Origin of the sequence: Arthrobacter sp. SO3, assembly GCF_020532825.1 — a bacterium.
Classification (GTDB): domain Bacteria; phylum Actinomycetota; class Actinomycetes; order Actinomycetales; family Micrococcaceae; genus Arthrobacter.
Genome location: NZ_MQTS01000096.1, coordinates 1 through 23612, shown reverse-complemented (window position 1 = coordinate 23612; position 23612 = coordinate 1). Strand labels below are relative to the sequence as shown.

General features: G+C 66.1%; 18 protein-coding genes. 5 read left to right on the top strand and 13 right to left on the bottom strand.

Annotated features, from left to right (window positions below):
* Window positions 1-57: 57 nt before the first annotated feature.
* Window positions 58-321 (bottom strand): hypothetical protein, encoded by a 264-nt coding sequence (locus BJQ90_RS09850; RefSeq protein WP_226760108.1) that lies wholly within the window; start codon window positions 319-321, stop codon window positions 58-60.
* Between the two features lie 194 nt (window positions 322-515).
* On the opposite strand from BJQ90_RS09850, the gene BJQ90_RS09845 reads away from it, so the two are divergent.
* Window positions 516-1685: an acetate kinase gene (locus tag BJQ90_RS09845; protein WP_226760107.1), complete on the top strand. Its 1170-nt coding sequence runs from the start codon at window positions 516-518 to the stop codon at window positions 1683-1685.
* Between the two features lie 840 nt (window positions 1686-2525).
* Here the strand turns inward: BJQ90_RS09845 and BJQ90_RS09840 are convergent.
* The 5 genes from BJQ90_RS09840 to BJQ90_RS09820 all read right to left on the bottom strand — a co-directional run bounded on the left by BJQ90_RS09840 (window position 2526) and on the right by BJQ90_RS09820 (window position 9309).
* Complete coding sequence (locus BJQ90_RS09840) at window positions 2526-3968, bottom strand: SLC13 family permease (RefSeq protein WP_226760106.1); 1443 nt, start codon at window positions 3966-3968, stop codon at window positions 2526-2528.
* A gap of 153 nt (window positions 3969-4121) precedes the next feature.
* Window positions 4122-5240 (bottom strand): ABC transporter substrate-binding protein, encoded by a 1119-nt coding sequence (locus tag BJQ90_RS09835; RefSeq protein WP_226760105.1) that lies wholly within the window; start codon window positions 5238-5240, stop codon window positions 4122-4124.
* On the bottom strand, window positions 5237-6916 hold the full coding sequence (locus BJQ90_RS09830; RefSeq protein ID WP_226760104.1) for an ABC transporter permease: 1680 nt from the start codon (window positions 6914-6916) through the stop codon (window positions 5237-5239). The genes BJQ90_RS09835 and BJQ90_RS09830 overlap by 4 nt, the downstream gene beginning before the upstream one ends.
* Window positions 6917-7044: 128 nt before the next feature.
* Window positions 7045-8130 carry an ABC transporter ATP-binding protein gene (locus tag BJQ90_RS09825; protein ID WP_226760103.1) on the bottom strand — a complete coding sequence of 362 codons (1086 nt, stop codon included), beginning with the start codon at window positions 8128-8130 and terminating at the stop codon, window positions 7045-7047.
* Between the two features lie 36 nt (window positions 8131-8166).
* Window positions 8167-9309, bottom strand: a complete 1143-nt coding sequence (locus BJQ90_RS09820; protein ID WP_226760102.1) for a PrpF domain-containing protein — start codon at window positions 9307-9309, stop codon at window positions 8167-8169.
* A gap of 142 nt (window positions 9310-9451) precedes the next feature.
* Here BJQ90_RS09820 and BJQ90_RS09815 point away from each other — a divergent pair, with 142 nt between their 5' ends.
* Together BJQ90_RS09815 and BJQ90_RS09810 are read left to right on the top strand one after the other, a co-directional pair.
* Window positions 9452-10405, top strand: coding sequence for a LysR family transcriptional regulator (locus BJQ90_RS09815; protein WP_226760101.1), 954 nt, complete (start codon window positions 9452-9454; stop codon window positions 10403-10405).
* 81 nt (window positions 10406-10486) lie between these two features.
* Window positions 10487-11056: a GNAT family N-acetyltransferase gene (locus BJQ90_RS09810; RefSeq protein ID WP_226760100.1), complete on the top strand. Its 570-nt coding sequence runs from the start codon at window positions 10487-10489 to the stop codon at window positions 11054-11056.
* Window positions 11057-11253: 197 nt separating this feature from the next.
* Here BJQ90_RS09810 and BJQ90_RS09805 read toward each other — a convergent pair whose 3' ends face one another.
* The 6 genes from BJQ90_RS09805 to BJQ90_RS09780 all read right to left on the bottom strand — a co-directional run bounded on the left by BJQ90_RS09805 (window position 11254) and on the right by BJQ90_RS09780 (window position 17909).
* Entirely contained in the window at window positions 11254-12111 is an 858-nt protein-coding gene (locus BJQ90_RS09805; protein WP_226760099.1) for an HpcH/HpaI aldolase family protein, read from the bottom strand.
* Window positions 12096-12881, bottom strand: coding sequence for a 2-oxo-hept-4-ene-1,7-dioate hydratase (gene hpaH, locus BJQ90_RS09800; RefSeq protein WP_226760098.1), 786 nt, complete (start codon window positions 12879-12881; stop codon window positions 12096-12098). The genes BJQ90_RS09805 and hpaH overlap by 16 nt, the downstream gene beginning before the upstream one ends.
* A gap of 2 nt (window positions 12882-12883) precedes the next feature.
* A complete protein-coding gene (gene hpaD, locus BJQ90_RS09795) occupies window positions 12884-13969 on the bottom strand; it encodes a 3,4-dihydroxyphenylacetate 2,3-dioxygenase (RefSeq protein ID WP_226760097.1) in 1086 nt (361 codons plus the stop codon).
* Window positions 13970-14035: 66 nt separating this feature from the next.
* On the bottom strand, window positions 14036-15550 hold the full coding sequence (hpaE, locus tag BJQ90_RS09790; protein WP_226760096.1) for a 5-carboxymethyl-2-hydroxymuconate semialdehyde dehydrogenase: 1515 nt from the start codon (window positions 15548-15550) through the stop codon (window positions 14036-14038).
* Between the two features lie 69 nt (window positions 15551-15619).
* On the bottom strand, window positions 15620-16348 hold the full coding sequence (locus BJQ90_RS09785; RefSeq protein ID WP_226760095.1) for a GntR family transcriptional regulator: 729 nt from the start codon (window positions 16346-16348) through the stop codon (window positions 15620-15622).
* A complete protein-coding gene (locus tag BJQ90_RS09780) occupies window positions 16341-17909 on the bottom strand; it encodes a fumarylacetoacetate hydrolase family protein (RefSeq protein ID WP_226760094.1) in 1569 nt (522 codons plus the stop codon). The genes BJQ90_RS09785 and BJQ90_RS09780 overlap by 8 nt, the downstream gene beginning before the upstream one ends.
* A 253-nt stretch (window positions 17910-18162) precedes the next feature.
* On the opposite strand from BJQ90_RS09780, the gene BJQ90_RS09775 reads away from it, so the two are divergent.
* Window positions 18163-20097: an FAD-binding monooxygenase gene (locus BJQ90_RS09775; protein ID WP_226760093.1), complete on the top strand. Its 1935-nt coding sequence runs from the start codon at window positions 18163-18165 to the stop codon at window positions 20095-20097.
* A gap of 611 nt (window positions 20098-20708) precedes the next feature.
* Here BJQ90_RS09775 and BJQ90_RS09770 read toward each other — a convergent pair.
* The gene (locus BJQ90_RS09770; RefSeq protein WP_226760092.1) at window positions 20709-21329 is read right to left on the bottom strand and encodes a dihydrofolate reductase family protein; all 621 of its coding nucleotides are present in this window, start codon (window positions 21327-21329) and stop codon (window positions 20709-20711) included.
* Window positions 21330-21663: 334 nt separating this feature from the next.
* Between BJQ90_RS09770 and BJQ90_RS09765 the strand changes: the two genes are divergently transcribed.
* Window positions 21664-23349, top strand: coding sequence for a purine-cytosine permease family protein (locus BJQ90_RS09765; RefSeq protein ID WP_226760091.1), 1686 nt, complete (start codon window positions 21664-21666; stop codon window positions 23347-23349).
* Window positions 23350-23612 lie beyond the last annotated feature (263 nt).

The following is a 23612-nucleotide window of genomic DNA, read 5'->3' as shown; positions in this document are numbered from 1 at the left end:
GGGTCAGCTGCCCACGACGAGGCGGCCGCTAATGCCGGGGCAACCGAACATACATTGTCAGCTGTTTTCCGGTGCCACCGGGCTGTCGGTTTCCTCCTGCTTGGCGGGCTCATCGGCCAGGCCGGCCGGCGTGAGATCCAGGTCCTCCAGGTTCTCGGGGGCCTCGGGGGCTTCCCCGGTCTCGGCGGCCTTGAGGTGGCCTGTGTCGTCCAGGGCCGGGTTCGCGCCTTCGACGCCGGTGGGATCCGGCTTGCCGGAACCGCTCTCCGGCTCGGTGCTGGCCGGCTCGGTGGTCTCTGGCTGGGTCGTGTCGTCAGACATGGAGGTCCCTTCGTGAGTTGTCCTGTTGGTCCGCCAAATCTAGGCGCCCAACCCGGCTTTCGCAACGAATGGGCTCCCGTGCCGGTCCGGCAATTTATAGTGGGTCCCACGGAGCGCTCCGCCAGGCTCCGGCGTGATGCCCGTCCCGACGCACCCTCCGGGGTCAGCGCAGAAGCCAAGGCGTAGGAGGCCCCATGCTCGTGCTCGTTATCAACTCAGGCTCGTCCTCGCTGAAGTACCAGGTCCGCGACGTCGAGGCCGGCAGCGTGCTCGCCGAGGGACTGGTCGAGAAGATCGGAATGGGCAGCGGTGGCGAGGGCGACGGCCCGCCCGAGGGCCCCCGCGACCACGCGGAGGCCCTGGAACTGGTGGACGCGGAGATCCACAAGGCGCTTGGGGGCCGGGAGCTCGACGCCGTCGGGCACCGGGTGGTGCACGGCGGGGAGCGCTTCGCCGAGCCGGTCCTGGTCAACAACGAGATCACCCGCGCCATCGAACGGCTCAACCCGCTGGCACCCCTGCACAACCCGGCGAACGTCCTCGGCATCCGTGCAATCTCGAAGAAGTGGCCGGACATGCCGCAGGTCGCCGTGTTCGACACCGCCTTCCACCGCACGCTGCCCGAGCACGCCTGGCGCTACGCGGTGCCGGACGAGCTCTACACCAACCACGGGATCCGCCGCTACGGCTTCCACGGCACCTCGCACGAGTACGTCGCGCACCGGGCGGCGGCGCTGCTGGATGTCCCGGTGGACGAGTTCGACGCCGTCATCGCCCACCTCGGCAACGGGGCCTCGGTCACGGCGATCCGCGGCGGCCACTCTGTGGATACCTCCATGGGCTTCACCCCGCTGGAGGGCCTGGTGATGGGCACCCGCTCCGGTGACCTGGACCCGTCCATCCTCGTGTTCCTCGGCCGGGCAGGCTGGTCCCCGGAGGACCTCGATTCCATGCTCAACCGCCAGTCCGGGCTCAAGGGCCTCGCCGGCAACAACGACATGCGCTCGGTGGTGGAGGCCGCGGAAGCCGGCGACGCCAAGGCCGCCATGGCGCTCGCCGTCGCCTCCTACCGCCTCGCGAAGTACATCGGCGGCTACCACGTGGCCGTCGGAGGAGCGAAGGCCCTCGTCTTCACCGCCGGGATCGGGGAAAACTCGCACCAGTTCCGCACCCTCGTGGCGGAGCGGCTGGGCGCCCTGGGCGTGGAGCTCGACACCGGCCTGAACCGGGAGCGGTCCAAGGAACCCCGCGTGATCTCCTCCCCGTCCTCGGCCATCCCGGTGCTCGTGGTGCCCACCGACGAGGAGCGTGCCATCGCCGAGGCCACGTCCGCCGTCGTCAGCGTCTCATCGGTTGCTCCGTAACGGCCCTTTTGGCGGCTCAAACGCTTGGGAGGCAGGGCCCGTGATCGGATCCGCTTCATTCGTGATCAGTGCATAGGGCCATGTCGTGGACTTCGTTATAGAGCCTTTTCCTCCGGCAGACCCTTTCGCTGCCCTGCAGGCGGCGGTGCGCGGAGAGAATCAGGAGGCCCCGCTGATGGCGCCTTTGGTTTCCACCGGGGTGTATTCAGGGCCCATTGACTTGACTGTCGAGGTCCTCGACGCCCGACCGGAGGCAACCGCGCCCGGATGGGAAGACATCCACGAGCTGTCCCTGACGTTCCCGGAGGGACAGGCCTCCTCCAACCAGCCGGTTGGCTTTGAGAGGCAGGACGTCGGGACCATCGTGGGTGATGAGATGGGCAGCTACCGTGTGCGGCTCCACGCCAGCGGGCGGGACGCAGCCTTTGACGAGGTCGTGGAGTCACCATTCGAGCGGCATCTGGTCCAGTTCTGGAAGGAACCCCCGTCTCCGGTGTCTGTTCTGGGAATCAGAGCGAGGCAAGGGCCTGCCGCGTTTCATCCAAATGTGGCAGGGACCGCCCGCCGCGACGGCCGACGACGAACCACGACTCATCAGCCGCGAGACTCGCCCCGGGTAATGAACCACGCCAATCCCACTTTGTCTGACCCGTGGTGGGACTGGCGACGGTTCGCCTCATCCGTTGATCCCTCCCGGCCGCCCATCTGACGCAAATGGCCGCTTGACCTTTTCCACGGCCCATAACTGCACTTGTGGAGGTGCCGGTGGTGGCATTCCGAACTAACTAACTGGGGAGGAAGCGGGCCCGCCGCGCCGTGATAGGCAACGGGCGGCTCCGGTTACATGATGCCGGTGGGTACCAGCAGAACCCAGGCAAGAGCCGGGGCAACCAGCACCACTCCGCCCGCGTAGGCCATCAGCTGGCGGTAGACCCGCTGCCGGTCGTTCGCGCGGGCACTGGCTACCACCAGCGCGCCGTCGGTGGAGAAGGGGGAGACGTCCACGACGGTGGCAGCGATGGCCAGTGCCGCGACCGTTCCGGAGGCGCTCAGTGAACTGGTGGCCAGCAGCGGACCCGCCAGAGGGATGAACGCGGTCAGCAGCGCCGTGGACGAGGCGAACGCTGAGCCAACGCCGATCACGTAACAGAGGACAAGCGCGACCAGCAGCGGGGCACCCAAGGCCAGAGCCTGCTCGGCGAGAGTGTCGATGACGCCGACGTGCTGAAGTAGGGAAACGTAGGTGATCATGCCCGCCACCAGCAGGACCGTGGACCAGGAGATGCCGCCGATGAACGTTTGATGTTCTTTGATGTTTACCAGCGCCAGCAGGAGTCCGGCCGAGAGGGCTACAAAGCCGATCGGCATGTGGAAACCCAGGGTGCATCCGAGCATCACCGCGATCAGCACCAGCGTGAGGATCTGCTGGCCGCGGGGCCGGCTAGTCCGGGCGGTATCTAGATCGGCATGCTGGCCGTTTTCGCCGTCGCGCAGCTTGCCGAGGAGGGCGAACAGAACGATGGTCAGTACGGAGAGGATGAGATTGAGGGCGAAGCTGGCAACGAAGAGTGCGCCCTGGGAGACGGGAAATCCGTTTTCCAGCGCGATGTCATGCACCAACACGCCAGCCACGGAGAGCGGGGAGAACCCGCCGGCGTGGGCGCCGTTGATGATGAACGCGCCCATCAGTACAGGATGGATGCGGGACTCGTAGGCGAATCCAATGGCCGCCGGTGCCAGCAGTGCGACGGCGGCAGGAGAGAAGGTGCCCAGTGACGTGAGCGCGGCCGCGAGCAGGAAGAACACCCAGGGCAGCAGCAGCGTCTTGCCCCTGACGAGGCGCACGCAGTTCTGGACGATGACGTCGATGGTGCCGTTCCTCTGGGCCATGCTGAAGAAGTAGGTGACTCCGATGATCGTCAGAACGATGCTGGCAGGGAATTCCGCAAGGATCTCCCTGTCAGTCATTCCGAGCATGAAATAACCGACGCCGAAGGATGCGACCAGACCCATCACCCCGATGTTCAGAGGCCATTTTGTGGCGACGATGAACATTATGACGAGGATGACGAGCGGGATGATCTGGACAGCGGTCATGGTCGTCTCCGGTCTGGTGTTGGCCGCCGGGTTGAAGATGTCACCCCCCAGCAGATGGGCGGCCAGTCCCAGGATCGCGAAACCGGCCACCGCCATCAGTAGGATACGGCGGCGGATAGGACGCTTGGGACCGTCGTCCCGAGTCTCTGCCACTGGGGTAGGGGCGCGGCGCGCAGTCTTAGTCATGGTGGTCTCCTCAGAGAGTAGCTCCTGCGAGGGGGCGCGGCGGTGCGGCCGGATGCCTCGGGGAGAGGGCGTTGAAACAGCGGGGCGGCCGTCGTTGCGATGAGTCGGCGATCCGAGTGATCGCCTTGGCCGCCCCGCTGCAGTCTGCGGGGTTCAGCCGATGTAGCCGAAGATCCGGTTCCAGGTGGCCTGGTCTTCCTTTCCGTTGCGGGTCAGATCCTCCGGGGTTCCACGACGGGGAAGTCCTGTGTTCATGGCTGGCAGTTGGACATCCATCACCGTGGGGGCCGGGGCGGTTGAATCGGCCGGGTATTCGCCTATCTGGGAGAAGACGCTGGCTCCGCGTTTGCTGAGGTTCCAGTTCATGAACAGCTGGGCGGCGGCCGGGTGCTGGGCTGTGGGGGTCATGCCCAGGAAGTAGTCGTAGAGCGCGAATCCTTCAGTGGGGACTACGAACTTCACTGGCGCGTTGTTGTTTGCTGCGATGTTGACGCTGCTGACCACGGCGGTGGCTACCTGGATTTCACCGCGGGACAGGCTTTCCTGCTGTGCGCCGGAGGAATCGAAGATCCTTGGCTGCTGGGCTGCGTACCCCTTGAGGTAGTCCTCACCGAGGGCATCGAGTTGGAAGCGCACGAGGGATGCTGAGCTGCCGCCGGCACCGACCTGGGTGGTGCCGATCTTTCCTTTCCATTTCGGATCCAGCAGGTCCTGCCAGGACTTTGGGGCGTCGGCCTCGCTGACCAGGGCTGTGTTGTAGGCGAAGGTGAAAGCCGGGTCGAAGACGCGGTAGAACTTCCCGCCGTCGTTCTTCACTGTGTCGTCCAACTGGTCGAAGTTGGGCACCTTGTGCGCAGTGAAGGCGCCGGCCTTGTTCATGGCGGATACCGAGGAGAACTCGGAGGTGCGGATGACGTCGGCCCCCAGCTTCTTGGCGCCCTGCTCGCTGAGCACGCGTTCCAGCAAACGGTTGGGCACCAGCCGGACCAGGTTTACTTTGATTCCGGTGTCCTGGGTGAAGGCTTTGATGACTTCCTTCTCGCTGTTTTCCACATAGCCGCTGTAGAGGCTGATGGAACCCTCGGCCTTGGCCTTGGCGAACAGCTCGCTGTCTGCCACGGTCTGGCCGTCGATCACGAGGTCGGAGGTGGTGGAGAGGGATTCGGCCTTGCTGACCAGAGTGACGGTCTTGGGGGCGCTGCAGGCGCCGGCGGTGACCGCCAGTGCGGCGGCGGCCAGCACCGACGTTGTTGTCTTGAGGATGTTTTTCATCGTGCTTCTCCATTGGTTGCGCGGGCGCCAAAGGCCTTCGCGAGGACGACCAGGGCCAGGATGACCAGGATGTAGAGCAGGCTGGTCGAGGCTGCGGAGCGCAGCGCGCCGTTGTCGTAGTTGTCGAAGACCACAATTGCCAGTAGCCGGGTGTTGGAGGTGAAGAGGAACAAAGCCGCTGACAGTTCCCGCATCGCCAGCATCAGCAGCAGCAGGACGGTGGACATAACGCCGGTCTTCATCAGCGGCAGCGTCACATAGGAGACCGCGCGCGCCCTGGTGGAGCCAAGAAGCACTGCGCTGTCCTCTAGGTCCTTGTCCACCTGCAGGATGCTTGCGGACATGCCCCGGTACCCCTGGGGCAGGTAGATCGCGATGAACGCGATAATCAGCACCACGATGGTCCCGTACACGGGGAGCGGCAGTACCAGCCAGGTCCAGAGCAGGCCCAGGCCCATGACGATCGCCGGGATGGCGAGGGGAAGCATTGCCACGAATTCCAAGCTCTTCCGGCCCGGGGTTTTGGTCCGGTACACGATGTAGCTGAGGTAGAACGCCAGCGCGGCACCCAGGACTGCTACGCAGACAGCCACCATCACGCTGTTCCGCGCCGCGTCCAGGAACGCGGCGGACTGCAGCGTCTGAAAGAGCGACCAAAAGGAGAGCGCATCTTCGCCGAATAGCTGGCCCAGGTTCGATACATAGGGCGAGGACTGCAATGAGGCCAGAAGCAAAGCCACCACCGGCAACACGATTGCCAGGGCGAAGTACCCCAGCGCGAAGCTCAGGCCCACGCCGCGGAGCTTGCCGATGTCCATCATGCGGGGCTTCATGCCCTTGCCCGAAACAGTGGTGAAGTTCCTTTTCATCACCATCCGCTGCTGGATTGCGGTGACGGCAATCAGGACGACGGTCAGGACGACGGCGACCGCTGCGGCTTCGTTGCCTCGTGCCGGTGCGGAGTTCATCAGGCGGTAGATGAAGGTGGGGAGAGTTTCAATCTGTCCCGGAGTGCCGATCATCTGGGCGACTGGAAAGTTTTCCATGGTCAGGGCAAAGATCAGCACGCCGGAGCCGAGAATCGCTGGAGTGACCAGAGGGAAGGTGACGGTGCTCAGGATCTTGCCGAGAGAGCCGCCGTGGACGCTGGCGGCTTCCTCGAGATCAGGGTTCATGAGGGTCATAGCGCCGTGGATCAGCAAGAACGCATACGGTGCGTAGTACAGGGCCAGAACGAAGATCAGGCCGGGCATCGTGTAGACATTGAAGAGGTTGCCCAGGCCGATGCCGCGGGTGAGCAGGTTCAGGTAGCCCGTGGCGGGCCCGGCCAGCAGTGACCAGGCGAGTGCGCCCACCAGGGAGGGCAGGAACATCGGGGCGATGCCGATGAAGTAGATGACAGCTTTGCCCCAGATGTTTGTCCTGGCCGCGAGGAAGGCCAAGGTTCCACCGATGAACATGGCCAACACCGAAGCGGATGTTGCCACCACCAGGGAATTGGTCAGTGCGGTTACCGACTGGTGGGAGGAGAGGATCTTGAAGTTCTCCAGCGTCAGCCCGCTGAGTCCGATCGAACCTGGCCGGGGTGTTGAGCTGCTGAATGCAGAGATCAGGATCAGGGCCACGGGCATGAGGATCAGGATGGCCAACAGAGCCAGCATCAGCCACGTGGGCATTGACTTCCTGAACTGGTGGCCAAGTTGACCGCCCATCCGGCGTCGGGGCTGCGGACTGGGCTTCTCACGGGGCGGCCCTCCTGGCCGCTGATCTCGTTGCTGGCGGAGGTCTGTAGTGGCGGCGGACATCAGGCCACCTCGGCGGGGAGAATCTGGATGTCGGACGGGCTCGCTGTAACCCAGACCCTGTTGCCCTTTCCGGCTGGAGGGCCGTCGCGGCGGGAAACGAGGGCCTCAATGGCGGGGCCGCCGTCAAGCTCGATCAGGTAGCGCACGTTCGAGCCCTGGTAACTGGCCACCGAGACTTCCCCGGCCCAGTTGTTGGAGTCAGCGGCTGGCCGCTGAGCGGAGACGATGACGTCTTCCGGGCGGATGCAGGCCTTGATGGCGTCACCGTCCGGCGTGTCGTCGACTGTGGTCAGTTCGAGCCTGTGTTCCGCCATCTTGTATGTTCCGGGGTGCCCGTTCGTGAGGACCGGGAAGATGTTGGTGACCCCGAGGAAGTCGGCGATGGAGGCGCTGGCCGGGTTCTCGTAGATTTCGCCGGGGCTTCCGACCTGGGCGAGCTTGCCGTTCTGCATGAGTGCGATCCGGTCCGCGAGGGCCAGGGCTTCGCCTTGGTCGTGGGTGACGTAGACGCAGGTCAGGTTGAGCTTCTGCTGCAGGGCGCGGAGTTCGATCCGCAGGCGGTCCCGGAGTCTGGCATCAAGGTTGGAGAGGGGCTCGTCCAGCAGCAGGACGCTGGGGCGCATCACGAGGCTTCGGGCCAGGGCGACTCGCTGCATTTGGCCTCCGGAGAGGAGGCTGGCGCCGCGTTTCTGGAACCCGTCCAGACCCACGAGTTGGAGTGCCTCGTCGACGCGCTCCGTGATTTCCTTCTTGCCCAGGTTCTTCATTTGAAGCGGAAAGGCGACATTTTCGAAGATAGTTCGATGCGGCCATACGGCGTATGACTGGAAGACCATGCCCACGTTGCGTTTGTGGGAGGGAACATTGATGTTCTTTTCGCTGTCGAACACCACCTGGTCTCCGATGGTGATTCTGCCGCGGACAGGGGTTTCCAGCCCGGCGATGCAGCGCATGGTGCTGGTCTTGCCGCAGCCGGACTTGCCCAGCAGCACCAGGGAGTGCCCGTCCTCGATTTCGGCGTTGACGCCTTTGACAGCGTAGGTATCGCCGTATTTCAGGTCGATGTTCTCCAAAGTGACTTTCATTGTCCGACTCCTTTGTCTTGGTCTGTTCGTGCGCAGTTAGGCGCTGGCCCGCACGGTGGCGGTCGCACGGGTAAAGATGATGGATTCGCTGATGACGCGGGCGGCCCGCTCGAGTCCGATCCGGGCAGGTCGCCCGAAAGGGTCCACAGTGGCGACCGTGGCGATGATGCCGGCGGCAGTGCCGATCCGCAGGTGGGTAGTGGCGTCGGCAGGTGTCTGAATCGCCCCGCGAGCCAGGGCGGCGTTGACTACCGTTCCTGCGGTGATGGCAGCCGTGGCGACGCCGACGGCGGACGTCAGCCCGATGGCCGGGTGCGGGGCGTGCATGGAGAGCGTCCGGATCGAGACGTCATAGGCCGAGCCGCTGATGTGCTGGCCCCCTGTGGTGACGAAGTCCGTGGCGGTGCCAACAATCGCCACCTTGGGCACTGCATGGTCAACCGGTGAGCCCGCGGCCCTGAGCCCCATGCGCACGGCGGCAGCGCTTCGGATTTCGGTGAGCACGGGCACGAAATCCGAGAGTTCGGCCAGGCTCTCGGTCCCAGTGAGGCCCAGGCTTGCGGCCGCCACCAGAACCATCGGCGCCCCGGCGTCGATCATGGAGACCAAATAATTCCGGCCACCTACCGAAAGTTCTTCGCGTGCGTGCCGGGTGGGCAGTGCAGAACCGGTGCTGCCACCGGCGGGGTCGAGGAAGGCGAGGGTGACGGGGACCCCGGTGGCCAGGGTGCCGGGGACTTGCGCGTCGCCAAAGGCCGGCAGTTTCCCGTCCGGTGTGTTGACGTCGGCTTCGAGCCGTGTGCCGGTGTTCAGGTTGCGCATCCGGACGAGCGTGGTTCCCGGTGTAGCGCGCACAAAGCCGTGGCTCACCGCGTAGAGGGCAATGGCCGTCGCGCAGTTTCCGCAGTTGCTGCCCCATTCGACGCGGCCGTCGCCGATGCCGACCTGCGCGAAGAGGTAGTCAACGTCGACGTCGTCCTCGGAGGCGGCCGAGACGACGGCCGCTTTGGAGGTCGTGGACGTGGCCCCGCCGACGCCGTCGATCTGACGGGGGTCCGCGGCGTTGAAAGTGTCAATCAGGAGGGCCTCGATCTGGTCCCTCGACGCCGGGAGGTCCTGGCCGTCGAACAGCCAGCATTTGCTGGTTCCACCCCTGACCAGGGTTGCTGGGATTCTCAATGGATTCTCGATTCGAAAGTAGTTGTTGTCCTGGCCGCCACGGCGCCTGTGTGGCCTCGGTCATATCAACTTTCGGGGTTTGGAGAGTTCAGCACAATGTTCGTTTTCTTTGCAGGGCTTAACTTGAACTACACTCTGTTCCATGGAGCTTGATGTTCGCCGCCTCTTTCTGCTCGCTGAAATTGCCGAGTATGGATCCCTGACGGCCGCGGCCGAGGCCATGATGTACACGACGTCCGCGGTCTCCCAGCAAATGCGCCGGCTCGAGGCGGAAGCTGGGCAGACCCTCTTTGAGAGGCACGCCCGGGGCGTGGTTCTAACGGATGCGGGGGCTGCCCTGGTGGCGAGGGCCCGGTCCATCCGACGTGAGCTGGCGGGCGCCCAGTCCGACCTTGAGGCACTGAGCGGGCTACGAGCCGGCAGCCTGCGGATCGGGTCCTTTCCCACGGCCTCCGCCTCGCTACTGCCGTTGGTCCTGACCCAGTTCGCCAGGGAGCATCCCGCCGTTTCCGTGTCAGTCAAGAGTGCGTTGCGGGATCCGCTGCGGGAGCTGCTGCTCATGCGCGAGGTGGAGCTGGCCCTTCTCTGGGAATACGACTGGAGCCCGTTCGCGGACGATGAAATCGAGACCGAAAAGCTCGTGGACGATCCCACCGTCCTTGTAGTGGCGGGGAGCAGCGACATAGGGCGCAGCGGTCCCGTGGACCTCAGCTCGCTTGCTGCGGCCCGCTGGATCATCCGCGCGGACGGGCACCCCGTGGCGGACGTGCTGACCAGAAGCTGCCACGCTGCAGGATTCGCTCCGGACATCTCCTATGACGCCCATGACTATCAGGAAGCACAGGCAATGGTGGCGGCAGGGCTCGGCGTGGCGCTCGCCCCCCGGCTGTCGCTCACAAATCTGCGCGACGACGTCCGGCTCGTCCCGCTCGACCCCCGGATCCCCGTCCCTGTCCGCCGGATCCTGCTCGGGCAGCTCAAAGGACGGAAGTCGACGCCAGCCATGCTCGGCTTCCGGCAAACCCTGCGGGATGCCTCCAAGGCCATGCCCCAAACGTTCGGGCGCCCGGGCCAGCTCGGCTCGGTCAACATCTAAAACTCAGAAGTACCTCACCGCAAATAGCCCTGGCGGGTCAAAAGGGCGCCCATGGAGCAATCGATGGGTAGCGTTGGGGGCATGACGGAACCCATACCGCTCCCGCTACCCCTCCGGACCGAACGGCTGTTGCTGCGCCGCTTCGAGGCCGGCGACCTGGACGCGTACCACGCCTACCATTCGCTGCCCGAGACCGCGCGGTTCCTGCCCGGGGAAGCGAAGAGCTACACCAAGTCCATGGAGTCCGTGGGCAAGTACGCCAACTTCGTGTTCGAGAAGGAGGGCGACTGGATCTGCCTGGCCATCGAGGCCGCGGAGTCGCCCGGACTGCTCGGCGAGGTGGTACTGAAGTGGCTGCCGGGCTGCGGCCAAGCCGAGATCGGCTGGAGCCTCGCCCCGGAAGCCCGCGGCAAGGGCATCGCGACAGAAGCCGCCGGGGCCCTGCTGAAGCTGGGCTTCGAGGAGCTCCACTTCCACCGGATTGATGCCAAGCTCGACGCGCTCAACACGGCCTCTGCGGCGCTGTGCGAACGTCTTGGCATGCGGCGGGAATCCACCCAGGTGGACAAGTGGCACTACAAGGGCCAGTGGGCCACGGAAGTTGTCTACGCCATCCTTGAGCATGAATGGCAGTCCCGGCAGGGGGCTTAGGAGTCAGCCGGCCGCGGGGTCGCCCGTTCGCCACGAATGGCCGTTATGGGAGGTTCCATAGCGACCCTCTGTGGCGAATGGCCGCTATGTCGCGCCCGTTTGCCATGAATGGCCGTTATGTCGCGCCCGTTTGCCATGAATGGCCGCTATAAGAGGTTCAATAGCGACCATTCGTGGCAAACGGCTACAGGAGCTGGTTAGTAGCTGGCAGGGGTGCCTCCAGCGGCAGGGGGTCCTCCCGCGGACGGGGAGCCGCCGCCGTCGGGCCGGATGAAGTCCGCAGCGAGTGCCTCCGAGCCGCGGGCCAGCAGTGCCACGTCGGCGCCCACCAGGATAAATGCCGCCCCCGCGGCCAGGTAGTGGTGCGCGGTGGCGGGGTTGAAGGCGTTCACCCCTGCAGGTTTGCCCGCGGCAGCTGCAGCGGTGAGGCAGTGTTCGACGGCGGCGCGCACTCGGGGGTGTTCCTGCTGGCCCAGGAGACCCATGGAGGCGGCGAGGTCGGACGGTCCCAGGAAGATCGCGTCCACGCCGTCCACCGCCAGGATGTTCTCCACGACGTCAACAGCTTCAGTGGATTCGATCTGGACGGTGACGCTGATGGTCTCAGAGGCGCGGGCGAGGTAATCCGGGACCCGGTTCCAGCGTGCGGCGCGGGCCAGGGCGGAACCGACGCCGCGGACGCCGTGCGGCGGGTACCGGGTGGCGGCGACGGCGGCTTCCGCCTCGGCCGCCGAGTTCACCATCGGGATCAGCAGGTTCTGTACGCCCAGGTCCAGGTACTGCTTGATGAGCACGGTGTCGTTCACCGGCGGCCGGACCAGGGTGTTGACCGGGTAGCCGTTGATGGCCTGCAGCTGGGCGAGGATGGATTCGAGTCCGTTGGGGCTGTGTTCGGCGTCGACCAGCAGCCAGTCCAGGCCGGAACCGGCGCAGAGTTCGGCCACCAGGGGGCTGCCGGAGCAGACCCACATTCCGGCCAGCGGCCGGCCGGCAGCGCCGGTTTGGTCGCGCAGGGCGTCGCGGAACGTGGGGGCGGGTTCTACTCGAATCGGCATGTGACAACTCCCAGGGGTCCGTAGTCGGCGTGGACGGTATCGCCCTTGTAGACCCAGAGGGGCCGGGTGAAGGAGCCGGCGAGGATGATGTCTCCGGCCTTCAGCCCGTCCCCGTGGGCGGCGATCTTGTTGGCGAGCCAGTGCACGCCGTTGGCGGGGTGGTCCAGGACCCCGGCGGCGACGCCGGTTTCCTCCACGGTCTGGTTCTTGTAGAGGATGGCCGAGACCCAGCGCAGGTCCACAGCGTCCGGGCGGACGGGGTTGCCGCCGATCACCATGGCCCCCATCGCGGCGTTGTCCGAGATGGTGTCCACGATGGTCCGGCCCTCCATCTGGATCCGGGAATCGAGGATCTCCAGGGCCGGGATGACGTAGTCCGTGGCGTTGAGGACATCGAAGATGGTGCAGCCGGGGCCGCTGAGGTCCTTCTTCAGCACGAACGCCAGCTCCACCTCCACGCGGGGATGGGTGTACTGATCCCATTCCACGGAGCAGCCCGTCTCCAGCACCATGTCATCAAAGATCGCGCCGTAGTCCGGCTCGGTGATGCCGGTGGCGGCCTGCATGGCCTTGGAGGTCAGGCCGATCTTGCGGCCCACCAGCTTCCGCCCGGCCTCCTCGTTGCGTTGCCGCCAGAGCTGCTGGACGGCGTAGGAGTCCTCGACCGTCATTCCCGGGTAGCGGGCGGTCAGCAGCGGGACCGGAGTCCGGCGTCGGGCGGCCTCCAGCAGCTCATCGGCGATGGCCTCAATCGTCTTGGCATCCAGCATGGCTAGAGCTGCGCGCCGAGCTTGAAGCCCGTCCGGTCACCTTCGGGGGCGCCGTCCTTGCGGGTGTAGGAGAAGCCGTCGGCCCCGACGGTCACGGCCATCTCGCTCTTATCCTCGCGGACGATGACGGGCTGCGGGTTCCCGTCGAGGTCCAGGACCAGGGAGGCCTCGGTGTACCAGGACGGGACCACGGGGTTGCCCCACCAGTCGCGGCGCTGGTTGTCGTGCACGTCCCAGGTGATGGTGGGGTTGTCCGGGTCGCCGGTGTAGTAGTCCTGGGTGTAGATCTCCACGCGGTGCCCGTCCGGGTCCAGGATGTAGAGGTAGAAGGCGTTGGACACGCCGTGCCGGCCGGGGCCGCGTTCGATCCGGTCCGAGATCCGCAGCGCGCCCATCTTGTCGCAGATCTGGATGATGTTGTGCTTTTCGTGCGTGGCGAAGGCGATGTGGTGCATCCGCGGGCCGTTGCCGCCGGTCAGGGCGGTGTCGTGCACGGTCTGCTTGCGGTGCATCCACACGGCGTAGGAGACGCCGTCGGAATCCTGGATGTCCTCCGAGACCCGGAAACCGAGGTCCTCGAGGTATTTCCGGCCGCGCGGGACGTCCGGGGTGACCTGGTTGAAGTGGTCCAGCCGGACCAGTTCGCCGGCGGAGTAGAGGTCGTAGCGCTGGGTGAGGCGTTCGACGTGCTCGGTTTCGTAGAAGAACTCGTAGGGGAAGCCCAGCGGGTCCTCCACGCGGACGGCGTCGCCGATGCCCTTGGTGAAACCTTCCTTGCGGCGTTCGGTGCGGCAGCCGAGTTCCTTATAGTAGGCCTCGGCGGCGTCGACCTCGGCGGGGGACTTCACCCGGTAGGCGAACGCGGCGACGGCGGCGATGGGTCCCTTGCGCAGCACCAGGTTGTGGTGGATGAACTCCTCCAGGGAGCGCAGGTAGATGTTGTTCTCGTCTTCCTCGGTCACGTGCAGGCCCAGGACGTCCACGTAGAACGCGCGGGACTTGGCGAGGTCGGTGACGACGATTTCCATGTAGGCGCAGCGGACAATGTCCGGAGCCGGGACGGAGGGCTTGGGGATGACGTTGCTCATGGGATTCTCTCTTCGTTGAGGAGGGTTCTGGGGAAAGGTACGACGGCGGCTGGCGGGCTTTGGTGCTTAGGCGCCGAACCTGGGGGTGTGGACGGTGCCGAGGGTGATGTGGACGGCCTGCTGGTCGGTGTAGAAGTCGATGGATCGGTAGCCGCCCTCGTGCCCGAGCCCGGAGGCCTTGACCCCGCCGAAGGGGGTGCGGAGGTCGCGGACGTTGTGGCTGTTGAGCCAGACCATGCCGGCCTCGACGTTCTGCGAGAAGTTGTGCGCGCGGGTGAGGTTCTGGGTCCAGATGTAAGCGGCGAGGCCGTACTTCGTGTTGTTCGCCAGGGCGAGGGCTTCCTCGTCGCTGTCGAACGGGGTGATCGCGACGACCGGGCCGAAGATTTCCTCCTGGAAGATCCGCGCGTCCGGGGCGACGTCGGCGAACACCGTCGGCGCAATGTAGTTGCCCTCGGGGAGGTGGTCCGGGCGTCCGCCGCCGGCCAGCAGCCTGCCCTCGGTCTTGCCGATCTCGACGTAGGAGGCCACCTTGGCGTAGTGCTCCGGGTGGACCAGGGCGCCGACCTCGGTCCTGGGGTCGTGCGGGTCACCGACCACGATGTTTTTGGCCCGGGCCGCGTATTTCTCGCAGAACTCCTCGTAGATGTCCTGGTGGACGAGGATGCGGGAACCCGCGGTGCAGCGTTCGCCGTTGAGCGAGAAGACCCCGAACAGGGTGGAGTCGATCGCGGCGTCGAGGTCGGCGTCGGCGAAGATGATCGCCGGGCTCTTGCCGCCGAGCTCCATGGAGAGGCCCTTGAGGTTGGCCGCGGCGTTGCGGAAAATCGTCTGCCCGGTGGTGGTCTCGCCGGTGAAGGAGATCAGCGGGACGTCCGGGTGCTTCACGAGCGCGTCGCCGGCCTCCTCGCCGAGGCCGTTGACCAGGTTGAAGACGCCATCGGGCAGGCCCGCGTCCTTAAAGATGGTGGCCCAGAGGGAGGCGGACAGCGGGGTGAACTCGGCCGGCTTGAGGACCACCGTGTTCCCGGTGGCCAGCGCCGGGGCCAGCTTCCAGGACTCGAGCATGAACGGGGTGTTCCACGGCGTGATGAGGCCGGCGACGCCGATCGGCTTGCGGTTCACATAGTTGATCTGGGCTCCGGGGACCTTCATGGCGTCGTCGAACTGGGCCACGATCAGGTCCGCGAAGAAGCGGAAGTTCTCCGCCGCGCGCAGGGCCTGGCCCCCGGCCTGGGTGATCGGCAGGCCGGTGTCGAAGGTTTCGAGTTCGGCGAGCCGGGCCTCCTGGGCCTCGACGGCGTCGGCGATCTTGTTCAGGATCCGGGCGCGTTCCCGCGGCTTCATCTTCGGCCACGGGCCGTTGGTGAAGGCTTCCCGGGCGGCGGCGACGGCGAGGTCGATGTCTTCCTTCTGGCCGGCTGCCGCGGTGGCGTAGTTGGTGTTGGACACCGGGTCCAGCACGTCGAAGGTCTTGCCGCTGACGGAATCAACGAACTCGCCGTTGATGTAGTGCTGGATGTGGGTGGTCAGATCCTGCGGGATGTAATGGGTGGTGGCTACTTCGGCACTAAACGTCATTGTTTTTCCTTACTGATTTTGCAAGCTGATACTGCAACGCGGGGTCACTTACGGCCCATGTGGGGCCGTTTAATGGGCGCTAAGTGACCCCGCGTTGCTTTGGGCGAGGTAGGCGTCGAGGGTGGCGGAGCGGTGCAGGCGGGCGGCTTTTTCGATCTCGTCGGCTCCGGCTCCGGATTCGATGAGCCGGAGCAGTGCCTCGTGCTCGTCGACCGAGTCGTGCGCCCGGCCGGGGACGAAACGGAACGTCGAGGACCGCAGCGACGCCAGCCGGTTCCAGCCCCGGTGGACCAGGTCCAGGATGTGCGGATTGGGGCAATGCTCGAACAGGACGCTGTGGAAGTCCTGGTTCAGCCGGGTGAACCGGACCGGGTCGAAGTGCTCCAGGCAGTCGCGCATCTCGGCGTTGACGGCCCGGGCGCGGGCCACGTCCGCCGGCCCGATCAGCGGGGCGGACAGGGCCGTCGCGGCGCCCTCGACGATGCTGAGGGTCTGCATCGTGTAGAGGTACTCGGTGGGGTCGATCCCGGCGACGGTGGCTCCGACGTTCCGCTCGAATTTCACCAGGCCTTCGGCTTCGAGCCGTCGGATGGCCTCCCGGACCGGCACCACGCTGACGCCCAGATCCTCGGCGATCTTCGCCAGCACCAGCCGGTAGCCGGGGGAGTAGGTCCCGTCCACGATCCGGGCCTTGACGGCCGCGTAGGCCTGCTCGGACTTGCTCACGGTGTGCGGGGCCGTTTGGGTGGCGGTTTGCCTAGCGGTGCGGGTGCCTGCGGCGCTGGCGGTGTCATTCATTGGCCTTGCCTGCTTCCCAGTTCTCGTAGCGGGCCCGCCATTCAGCGTTCAACGGGTACAGCCCGTCCACACTGTGGCCCTGGCGCACCATCTCGGTGATGAAGGCTTCCTCGCGTTCCTGGGCGATCGAATCGTCCGCAAGTTCCGCGGCCAGCGCCGGCGGGATCACCAGGATGCCGTCCGCGTCGGCCACGATGATGTCCCCCGGCTGCACGGTGGTGCCGCCGCAGGCGATCGTGATGTCGGTGTCCCACGGGATGTGCCGGCGCCCCAGCACGGCGGGGTGCGGGTTCGCGTAGTAAGTGGGCATGTCCATCGCGGCGACGGCGGAGAAGTCGCGGACGCCGCCGTCGGTGATGATGGCGGCGGCGCCGCGGACCTGGGCACGCAGGGCCAGGATGTCGCCGATGGTGCCGGTGCCCTTTTCGCCGCGGGCCTCCATCACCAGGATCTCGCCGGCGTTGACCGAGTCGATGGCCTTCTTCTGGGCGTTGAATCCGCCGCCGTGGGTCTTGAAGAGGTCCTCGCGGTTGGGCACATAGCGCAGGGTCCGGGCCAGGCCAACGATCCGCTTCTCCGGGCGGGTGGAGCTGAGGCCGTCGATGCTGACGTTGTTCAGGCCGCGCTTGCGCAGCTGGGAGGACAGGGTGGCGGTGCAGACGCTTTCCAGCTTCGCCTTAAGCTCCGGGGTCAGGACGTGAGCCGGCGCCTCCGGGGACTGGACATGTCCGACGGCGGCCGGCGCCCCGGCTGCCTCAGCCGCGGGAAGCCCGGCTGCCGTGCGGGAGCCGTAGGCCTCCTCCCGCTGCAGATCATCGGTCCGGGGCTGGGCGCCGAAGTCGCCGAACGGCGTCGTGCCCTCCGCCACCAGGGTGACCAGCCGGCCGGTGGTGAGGCCGCCGGGAGCGGCGCCGCCCGCCGTCGTACCTTCGGTGCCGACTGCAGCGGCGCCAACGGCACTGACTTCCACCTCGACGACGTCGCCCGGCCTGGCCACCGACGCCCCGGCGGGCGTGCCGGTCAGGATGATGTCGCCCTCCTCGAGGGTAAGCAGCTGGGACAGGTCAGCGACCAGCCGGGCGAACGGGAACAGCAGGTCCCCGGTGGTGTCGTCCTGGACCAGCTCGCCGTTGTGCCAGGTGCGGATCCGCAGGCCGTCCGGGTCCACGGCATCCGCGGCGACCAGTCCCGGGCCCACGGGCGTGAAGCCGTCGCCGCCCTTGGAGCGGAGGTTGGAGCCCTTGTCGGCGTAGCGGAGGTCGTAGACGCCGAGGTCGTTGCTGGCCGTGACCCACTCGACGTGGCTCCAGGCGTCCTCGATCCCCACCCGGCGGGCGGCCTTGCCGATGATCAGCGCGATCTCGCCCTCATAGCCGAGGAGTTCGCACCCGGCCGGGCGCTCCACCGTTGAACCGCTGAGGGCCAGGGAGGACGATGGCTTCAGGAAATACGACGGCTGCTCGGGGGTCCGGCCGCGCTGGGCCGCCCGGCTGGGGTAGTTGATATGCACCGCGATGACTTTGCGGGCCGCGGCCAGGGTGCGGTCGGTGACCTGTTCCAAAAGTAGCTCCTCATCGAGTACGAAATCGTATACGAAAACTATTGCCCAGGAACCGTGGAACGTCAACCCCCTGCTGGCGGGAGTTTTCGGGGCACTTGTAACCCGCGTCATATCTGCCGTACAGTTTTGACTGGAGATCAGAGTTCTATAATCGAACGTTGCGTTCTAATATCGAACACTTTAGGCGGCGACAGTCCGCCACACCACGAAGTGCCACACCACGAAGTGCCACACAGCGAAGTGAGGAAAGCCCGTGCAGTTCCACCACCACGGTTACGTATCCGGTGACCCGCGAGTCCAGCCAGCCGCCGGCGTCGGCATCGACCGGCCCACGGAAGTTCCCGACGAGGTTGACGTGCTCATTGTCGGCACCGGCCCCGCCGGCGTCGTCACCGCCGCGCAGCTGTCCCAGTTCCCGGGCATCACCACCCGGATCGTGGAGCGCCGCGGCGGACGGCTTCCCATCGGCCAGGCCGACGGCATCCAGGCCCGCAGCGTCGAGACCTTCCAGGCCTTCGGTTTCGCCGAGCGGATCATCGCCGAGGCGTACCGCATCACCGAGATGGCCTTCTGGAAGCCGGACCCCTCCGACCCGGCCAAAATCGTCCGCGCCGCCCGCGCCAAGGACGACACGACCGGCATCAGCGAGTTCCCGCACCTGATCGTCAACCAGGCCCGCGTCCTGGACTACTTCGCCGAGTTCATGGCCAACGCCCCCACCCGCATGTCGCCGGACTACGGCCTGGAGTTCCGCAGCCTCGAGGTCGACGACGACGCGGACTACCCCGTCACCGTCACCCTCGTGCACACCGCCGGCCCCGACGAAGGCCGGGAGCGGACCGTCCGGGCGAAGTACGTCGTCGGCGCGGATGGCGCCAGAAGCAAGGTCCGGGACTCGATCGGCTGCACCCTCGCGGGCGATGCGGCCAACCACGCCTGGGGCGTTATGGACGTCCTCGCCGTCACCGACTTCCCGGACATCCGCACCAAATGCGCCATCCAGTCCGGAACCGGCGGCAGCATCCTGCTGATCCCGCGCGAGGGCGGCTTCCTCTTCCGGATGTACGTCGACCTCGGCGAGGTCCCGGAGGGCAACGCCGGCGCCGTGCGCAGCACCACCATCGAGCAGATCATTGCCCAGGCGAACGAGATCCTGCACCCTTACACGCTCGACGTGCGCAATGTCGCCTGGCACAGCGTGTACGAGGTCGGCCACCGCCTCACCGACCGGTTCGACGACGTCCTGCCGGACCAGCTGGGCATGCGCACCCCGCGCGTGTTCATCACCGGCGACGCCTGCCACACGCACAGCGCCAAAGCCGGCCAGGGCATGAATGTCTCCATGCAGGACGGCTTCAACCTGGGCTGGAAGCTCGGGCACGTGCTCGAGGGCCGCAGCCCGGAGAGCCTGCTGTCCACGTATTCGGCCGAACGCCAGGTCATCGCGAAGAACCTCATCGACTTCGACAAAGAGTGGTCAACGCTCATGGCGAAGAAGCCCGAGGACTTCAACAGCCCCTCCGAGCTCGAGGACTTCTATGTAAGCACCGCCGAGTTCCCGGCCGGGTTCATGACGGAGTACACCCCTTCCCTGCTCATCGCCGAGGCCGCCCACCAGGACCTGGCCACCGGATTCCCCATCGGCAAGCGCTTCAAGTCCGCGCCCGTGGTGCGGGTCTGCGACACCAACCCAATGCACCTCGGCCACCACGCCACGGCGGACGGGCGGTGGCGCATCTACGTCTTCGCCGACGCCAACGCGGCCGGCACCGGCACACCGGGTTCGGCGTCGCCCGTCGCCGACTTCGCGGAGTGGATCGCGAACGCGCCGGACTCGCCGCTCGCCGCAACGCCCGAGGGGGCTGACCGGGACGCGTGGTTCGACGTGAAGGTGATCTACCAGCAGGAGCACACGGGCGTCGACATCGGCGCCGTGCCGGCGTCGTTCAAGCCCCAGGTGGGTCCGTTCCAGCTCACGGACTACGAGAAGGTCTATGCCACCGATCCGACGGCGGACATCTTCGAGCTGCGCGGCCTGGACCGCGGCGGCGTCGTCGTGGTGGTCCGCCCGGACCAGTACGTGGCCAACGTCCTGCCGTTGACGGCAACCGCGCAGCTCGGTGAGTTCTTCGCACCGATCCTGCAGGCCGGCAACCGCGTCCGCGAATCCCTGGGCCACGCGGGGTAGGCGCGGAGTCCCGCGGCCCGCTGAGGGTTTGACGGTTCGCCGCAGATGGCCGCTATGGGAGCTCCCATAGCGGCCATCCTCGTCAGATGGCGGACGGCGGGAGCGCTCGGTCCGTTCCGCGGCGGTAAGCGTTCTGTGACATGGGAACGGTCCTGCGCTGCGGAAACCGTCCAGTGACTCGGAGACGGTCCTGCGCTGCGCAACATGTCGCGTGACACGGAGCCGGTCCTGCGCTGCGCAACATGTCGCGTGACACGGAGACGGCTCTGCGCTACGGGTATTCCGCCGCGCTGGGCAGTTTGCGCAGCGCAGGCCCGGGACCGTAGCGAGTTTCTGCTCAGCGGCGGCACCGGGCAGGCAGGACGAGCGCGGCCGCGCCGTCCACGAAATCCCGTCTCGGTCGGTTCCGCGCCCAATTTCGCTGCCCAACATGTCGCGTGACACGGAGACGGCTCTGCGCTACGGGTATTCCGGCGCGCTGGGTCTATTGCGTGTCACCAGCCCGAATGCGTTGCGATATTGCGGCGGCCGGACAGATCGGGCCGACCTCGCACATGACCCCCGCGCCCCAATGCGGCCACCCGCGATCCACGGGGCTGGCGTGCTCGCCGCTAGCCCGCCTGGCCGGCTGACATATCGCCGACGCCAGGTACGCCATCAGCGAGCGCGTAGCGCTGCAGCACCGCACCCTTCGGTGAGGTGACGACCGGCTCGATGAGCCTGAGGTTCGTCGGAACCACCCCGCCGGCGAAGACCTTCTTTCCGCCGCCGAGGAGGATCGGATACACCCAGAGCGTGAGCCGGTCGAAGAGCCGCTCGGCGAACAGGGTCTGCACGAAGTCGAGGCTGCCGATGACGTGGATGTTCGCGTGCTGTTCGCGCAGTTCGCGCACGGCGGCGACGACGTCGGGACCGAGCAATGTGGAGCCGGCCCACTCGAGGGCCGGCGTCCGGCGCGAGGCCACGTACTTCGGGAGCCGGTTGAACAGCCGCGCGATGTCCCCGTCCTCGTGCGGCCAGTACGCGGCGAAAATGTCGTAGGTCCGGCGCCCCAGCAGCAGCGCGTCCATCCCCGCCATCCCGGAGCTGATCTGCTCGCCGACGACCTCGTCTAAGAGAGGCGCCTGCCAGCCGCCAAACGCGAAACCGCCGTCAGCGTCCTCGTCCGGGCCGCCGGGGGCCTGCGCGACGCCGTCGAGCGTGGTGAACAGGTCGATATGGATGAGTCCCATGCCGTGCTCCTCCTCTGTCGCCCGTCGTCACCCCGGCGACGGAACCACTTCGAGGCTGGCACACGAACCCGCAGTGAAGCAATGGGCATCGACGGCTCGGCACGAGCCCACTGCGCATACGAGGGACCCGGCTCCGGACCGACACAAGAATGTTCGCTGGCGGGAACGAATCCGAAACATGGGCTTGGCACGATGAGGCCCAGGCCGCCGGTCATCTGACGCGCGGCTGGCAGCGGTGTGTGGGGTCGCCCTGGGGTGGTCCCGTGCACCTGCTGAGATGGTCGTCCTTCCGACGGCTCTTCTCTGATGCCCCACCCATGTGAAAGGTCGGTCCATGTCCACGGACACGCAGCACACCAGTGCCAGCCGCCACACGCTACCCGCGCCGGCAGATACCAATGCCCGCGCTGCAACCAGGGAAAGCCTGGAGGACTACACGCTCAGGTTCGCCCCGCGCTCCTACCGGAAATGGGCCCCCGGCGTCGTGGCCACCAGTGCGCTGGGAGGAATCGCCTACCTTGCCGATTTCTCCATCGGGGCGAACATCGGCATAGCCCACGGAACAACGAATGCCCTCCTGGGCATCGCCGTCGCCGCACTCATCATCTTCGTGACGGGCATTCCGCTCGCGTACTACGCGGCGCGCTACAACCTGGATCTGGACCTCATCACTCGCGGCTCCGGCTTTGGCTATTACGGCTCCGTCATCACCAACGTGATCTTCGCGACGTTCACGTTCATCTTCTTCGCCCTTGAGGGCTCCATCATGGCCCAGGGCCTGGAACTCGGGCTCGGAATCCCGAAACCCCTCGGCTACGCCGCGTCGACCCTGATCGTCATCCCGTTTGTCATCTACGGAATGAAAGTGCTCTCCAAGCTGCAGGTCTGGACCACCCCGCTCTGGCTCATCCTGATGGTCATCCCCTTCGCCTACCTGGTGATCACGAACCCCGATTCCATTGCGACGTTCTTCGCCTATGAGGGGGAGAGCGGTGCCGGCGCTAACCTCGCCTCCGTGATGCTGGCCGCCGGCGTCTGCCTCTCGCTCATCGCCCAAATCGCCGAGCAAATTGACTACCTGCGCTTTATGCCGCCCAAGACCGAAGCGAACCGGGTGGCCTGGTGGAGGGCGGTCATCCTTGCGGGCCCCGGCTGGGTTGTGTTCGGTGCCGTCAAGCAGGCGGTGGGACTATTTATCGCGGTCTATCTCATCGCCACCTTGGACCCGGCGGCATCGGCTACGGCGAACGAACCCGTCCATCAGTTCCTGGGTGTCTATGAGCAGATGATGCCGGGCTGGCTCGCACTGGCCCTGGCCGTGATCCTGGTGGTCATCTCGCAGATCAAAATAAACGTCACGAACGCTTACTCCGGTTCGCTGGCGTGGACGAACTCCTTCACCCGCGTCACCAGGACCTATCCGGGGCGGCTGGTCTTTGTCATCGTCAACCTGGTGATTGCCCTCGCGCTGATGGAACTGAACATGTTCGAGTTCCTGAACACCATTCTGGGCTTCTACGCGAACTGCGGAATGGCGTGGATCGTGACGGTCGCGACGGACATTGCCATCAACAAGTACGTCCTGAAACTCTCCCCGAAGCAGCCGGAATTCCGCCGCGGCATGCTCTACAACTGGAACCCCGTCGGCGTCGTGTCGCTAGCACTGTCGGCCGGCATTTCCATCGCCATGTTCTTCGGGGCGTTCGGTTCCGGGATCGCCCCGTTCTCACCGATTTTCGCCGTGGCCGTTGCCGTCGTCGCGACGCCACTTATGGCAGTCGCGACCGGCGGCCGGTTCTATCTGCGGCGTACCGACGACGGAATTGACCTGCCGATGTTCGACGACGACGGCAATCCCTCCGGCGCAAAGCTGCTCTGCCACGTGACCGGAATGGAGTTTGAGCGGCCGGACATGCTCCTCTCCGCCGAACCCGCGGCTGACGGTTCGAAGCAGTACATTTCATCCCTGGCCCTCGCCACCGACAAAACCGGCCGCTACGTCCTGCCGGCACAGACGTGACCTTAATCGTGTGACCGGATGAGGAACGCCCCTTCATCACCACCCGCTCCCGGCGGGACTGATGAGGGGGCGTTCGGCGCGTCAGCTAAGGTCCGTGCGCCGGGCACGGCTGCTCCTGCCGTGGTCCGGGGGAGCGGTAAGAGGCCCTCGCATGGTTATTGCGGCGAGCACCACGATCCAGGTGTGGCGAGTAGCGCTTGATGGTAGCGCGAGTCCAAACACCTGGTAGCGCAGTTCTGACGAGGTGGTAGCGGCCCGGGCGC

Excerpts from the sequence above, each read along its gene's own strand:
- BJQ90_RS09830 (WP_226760104.1), bottom strand. The coding sequence starts at position 6,916 with ATGCCCACGTGGCTGATGCTGGCTCTGTTGGCCATCCTGATCCTCATG.
- BJQ90_RS09770 (WP_226760092.1), bottom strand. The coding sequence starts at position 21,329 with ATGGGACTCATCCATATCGACCTGTTCACCACGCTCGACGGCGTCGCG.
- BJQ90_RS09850 (WP_226760108.1), bottom strand. The coding sequence starts at position 321 with ATGTCTGACGACACGACCCAGCCAGAGACCACCGAGCCGGCCAGCACC.
- BJQ90_RS09840 (WP_226760106.1), bottom strand. The coding sequence starts at position 3,968 with ATGACTAAGACTGCGCGCCGCGCCCCTACCCCAGTGGCAGAGACTCGG.
- hpaH (WP_226760098.1), bottom strand. The coding sequence starts at position 12,881 with ATGCTGGATGCCAAGACGATTGAGGCCATCGCCGATGAGCTGCTGGAG.
- BJQ90_RS09835 (WP_226760105.1), bottom strand. The coding sequence starts at position 5,240 with ATGAAAAACATCCTCAAGACAACAACGTCGGTGCTGGCCGCCGCCGCA.
- hpaE (WP_226760096.1), bottom strand. The coding sequence starts at position 15,550 with ATGACGTTTAGTGCCGAAGTAGCCACCACCCATTACATCCCGCAGGAT.
- BJQ90_RS09785 (WP_226760095.1), bottom strand. The coding sequence starts at position 16,348 with ATGAATGACACCGCCAGCGCCGCAGGCACCCGCACCGCTAGGCAAACC.
- BJQ90_RS09815 (WP_226760101.1), top strand. The coding sequence starts at position 9,452 with ATGGAGCTTGATGTTCGCCGCCTCTTTCTGCTCGCTGAAATTGCCGAG.
- BJQ90_RS09825 (WP_226760103.1), bottom strand. The coding sequence starts at position 8,130 with ATGAAAGTCACTTTGGAGAACATCGACCTGAAATACGGCGATACCTAC.
- BJQ90_RS09845 (WP_226760107.1), top strand. The coding sequence starts at position 516 with ATGCTCGTGCTCGTTATCAACTCAGGCTCGTCCTCGCTGAAGTACCAG.
- BJQ90_RS09805 (WP_226760099.1), bottom strand. The coding sequence starts at position 12,111 with ATGCCGATTCGAGTAGAACCCGCCCCCACGTTCCGCGACGCCCTGCGC.
- hpaD (WP_226760097.1), bottom strand. The coding sequence starts at position 13,969 with ATGAGCAACGTCATCCCCAAGCCCTCCGTCCCGGCTCCGGACATTGTC.
- BJQ90_RS09765 (WP_226760091.1), top strand. The coding sequence starts at position 21,664 with ATGTCCACGGACACGCAGCACACCAGTGCCAGCCGCCACACGCTACCC.
- BJQ90_RS09810 (WP_226760100.1), top strand. The coding sequence starts at position 10,487 with ATGACGGAACCCATACCGCTCCCGCTACCCCTCCGGACCGAACGGCTG.